The sequence below is a fragment of the Streptomyces sp. 8N616 genome, from assembly GCF_052246385.1.
In the GTDB taxonomy this organism is placed as follows: domain Bacteria; phylum Actinomycetota; class Actinomycetes; order Streptomycetales; family Streptomycetaceae; genus Streptomyces.
This window is the reverse complement of the sequence record NZ_JBQQBY010000079.1, coordinates 1-3,200: the sequence shown is the minus strand read 5'-3', so window position 1 is coordinate 3,200 and position 3,200 is coordinate 1. Positions and strand designations below refer to the sequence as shown.

Here is a 3,200-nt window from a genome sequence, read left to right as displayed (position 1 = left end):
GGGGTGGTGGGTGGCTGGTCGTTGTTTGAGAACTGCACAGTGGACGCGAGCATCTGTGGCCAAGTTTTTAAGGGCGCACGGTGGATGCCTTGGCACCAGGAACCGATGAAGGACGTGGGAGGCCGCGATAGGCCCCGGGGAGCTGTCAACCGAGCTGTGATCCGGGGGTGTCCGAATGGGGAAACCCGGCAGTCGTCATGGGCTGTCACCCGCATCTGAACGCATAGGGTGTGTGGAGGGAACGCGGGGAAGTGAAACATCTCAGTACCCGCAGGAAGAGAAAACAACCGTGATTCCGGGAGTAGTGGCGAGCGAAACTGGATGAGGCTAAACCGTATGTGTGTGATACCCGGCAGGGGTTGCGCATGCGGGGTTGTGGGATCGCGCTTCAGTCGTCTGCCGGCGGCTGGGTGAGTTAGAAACCGTTGATGTAGGCGAAGGGCATGCGAAAGGCCCGGCGTAGAGGGTAAGACCCCCGTAGCTGAAATGTCAGCGGCTTGCTTGTGTGATTCCCAAGTAGCACGGGGCCCGAGAAATCCCGTGTGAATCTGGCGGGACCACCCGCTAAGCCTAAATATTCCCTGGTGACCGATAGCGGATAGTACCGTGAGGGAATGGTGAAAAGTACCGCGGGAGCGGAGTGAAATAGTACCTGAAACCGTGTGCCTACAAGCCGTGGGAGCGTCGCGTTGAGTGCTTGCACTCAACGTCGTGACTGCGTGCCTTTTGAAGAATGAGCCTGCGAGTTTGCGGTGTGTTGCGAGGTTAACCCGTGTGGGGGAGCCGTAGCGAAAGCGAGTCCGAAGAGGGCGACTTGAGTAGCATGCCCAAGACCCGAAGCGGAGTGATCTAGCCATGGGCAGGGTGAAGCGGCTGTAAGAGGTCGTGGAGGCCCGAACCCACCAGGGTTGAAAACCTGGGGGATGACCTGTGGTTAGGGGTGAAAGGCCAATCAAACTCCGTGATAGCTGGTTCTCCCCGAAATGCATTTAGGTGCAGCGTCGTGTGTTTCTTGCCGGAGGTAGAGCACTGGATAGGCGATGGGCCCTACCGGGTTACTGACCTTAGCCAAACTCCGAATGCCGGTAAGTGAGAGCGCGGCAGTGAGACTGTGGGGGATAAGCTCCATGGTCGAGAGGGAAACAGCCCAGAGCATCGACTAAGGCCCCTAAGCGTACGCTAAGTGGGAAAGGATGTGGAGTCGCAGAGACAACCAGGAGGTTGGCTTAGAAGCAGCCATCCTTGAAAGAGTGCGTAATAGCTCACTGGTCAAGTGATTCCGCGCCGACAATGTAGCGGGGCTCAAGCGTACCGCCGAAGTCGTGTCACTCCAGCGTAAGGACCAACGTCTGCTGGGGTGGGTAGGGGAGCGTCGTGTGCCGGGTGAAGCAGCCCTGTAAGGGAGTTGTGGATGGTTCACGAGTGAGAATGCAGGCATGAGTAGCGATACACACGTGGGAAACGTGTGCGCCGATTGACTAAGGGTTCCTGGGTCAAGCTGATCTGCCCAGGGTAAGTCGGGACCTAAGGCGAGGCCGACAGGCGTAGTCGATGGACAACCGGTTGATATTCCGGTACCCGTGATAGTGCGCCAACGCTGAATCCGGTGATGCTAAGCCCGTGAAGCCGGGGTGTTCCTTCGGGAATGCTCTTGGTGGAGCCGGTGGTCCGATCCGGTAGTAGGTGAGCGATGGGGTGACGCAGGAAGGTAGTCCAGCCCGGGCGGTGGTTGTCCCGGGGTAAGGGTGTAGGACGTCACGTAGGTAAATCCGCGTGACTTTAAGTCTGAGACCTGATGCCGAGCCGATTGTGGTGAAGTGGATGATCCTATGCTGTCGAGAAAAGCCTCTAGTGAGTGCTGTTGCGGCCCGTACCCTAAACCGACTCAGGTGGTCAGGTAGAGAATACCGAGGCGTTCGGGTGAACTATGGTTAAGGAACTCGGCAAAATGCCCCCGTAACTTCGGGAGAAGGGGGGCCATTGCTGGTGATGGGGCTTTGCTCCTTGAGCTGGTGGTGGCCGCAGAGACCAGCGAGAAGCGACTGTTTACTAAAAACACAGGTCCGTGCGAAGCCGTAAGGCGATGTATACGGACTGACGCCTGCCCGGTGCTGGAACGTTAAGGGGACCGGTTAGTCATTCTTCGGGGTGGCGAAGCTGAGAACTTAAGCGCCAGTAAACGGCGGTGGTAACTATAACCATCCTAAGGTAGCGAAATTCCTTGTCGGGTAAGTTCCGACCTGCACGAATGGCGTAACGACTTCTCGACTGTCTCAACCATAGGCCCGGTGAAATTGCACTACGAGTAAAGATGCTCGTTTCGCGCAGCAGGACGGAAAGACCCCGGGACCTTTACTACAGCTTGATATTGGTGTTCGGTTCGGCTTGTGTAGGATAGGTGGGAGACTGTGAAGCGGGCACGCCAGTGTTCGTGGAGTCATTGTTGAAATACCACTCTGGTCGTGCTGGATGTCTAACCTGGGTCCGTGATCCGGATCAGGGACAGTGTCTGGTGGGTAGTTTAACTGGGGCGGTTGCCTCCTAAAGGGTAACGGAGGCGCCCAAAGGTTCCCTCAGCCTGGTTGGCAATCAGGTGTTGAGTGTAAGTGCACAAGGGAGCTTGACTGTGAGACCGACGGGTCGAGCAGGGACGAAAGTCGGGACTAGTGATCCGGCGGTGGCTTGTGGAAGCGCCGTCGCTCAACGGATAAAAGGTACCCCGGGGATAACAGGCTGATCTTCCCCAAGAGTCCATATCGACGGGATGGTTTGGCACCTCGATGTCGGCTCGTCGCATCCTGGGGCTGGAGTCGGTCCCAAGGGTTGGGCTGTTCGCCCATTAAAGCGGTACGCGAGCTGGGTTTAGAACGTCGTGAGACAGTTCGGTCCCTATCCGCTGTGCGCGTAGGAGTCTTGAGAAGGGCTGTCCCTAGTACGAGAGGACCGGGACGGACGAACCTCTGGTGTGCCAGTTGTCCTGCCAAGGGCATGGCTGGTTGGCTACGTTCGGGAGGGATAACCGCTGAAAGCATCTAAGCGGGAAGCCTGCTTCGAGATGAGGACTCCCACCCCCGTTGAGGGGTTAAGGCTCCCAGGAGACGACTGGGTTGATAGGCCAGATATGGAAGCCTGGTAACGGGTGGAGTTGACTGGTACTAATAGGCCGAGGGCTTGTCCTCAGATGCTCGCGTTCACTGTGT

At 57.5% G+C, this 3,200-nt stretch carries 1 rRNA gene; it reads left to right on the top strand.

The features are described 5' to 3' along the window. Positions 1 to 57: 57 nt before the first annotated feature. A 23S ribosomal RNA gene (locus ACTWQC_RS35625) occupies positions 58 to 3,179 on the top strand. Positions 3,180 to 3,200 lie beyond the last annotated feature (21 nt).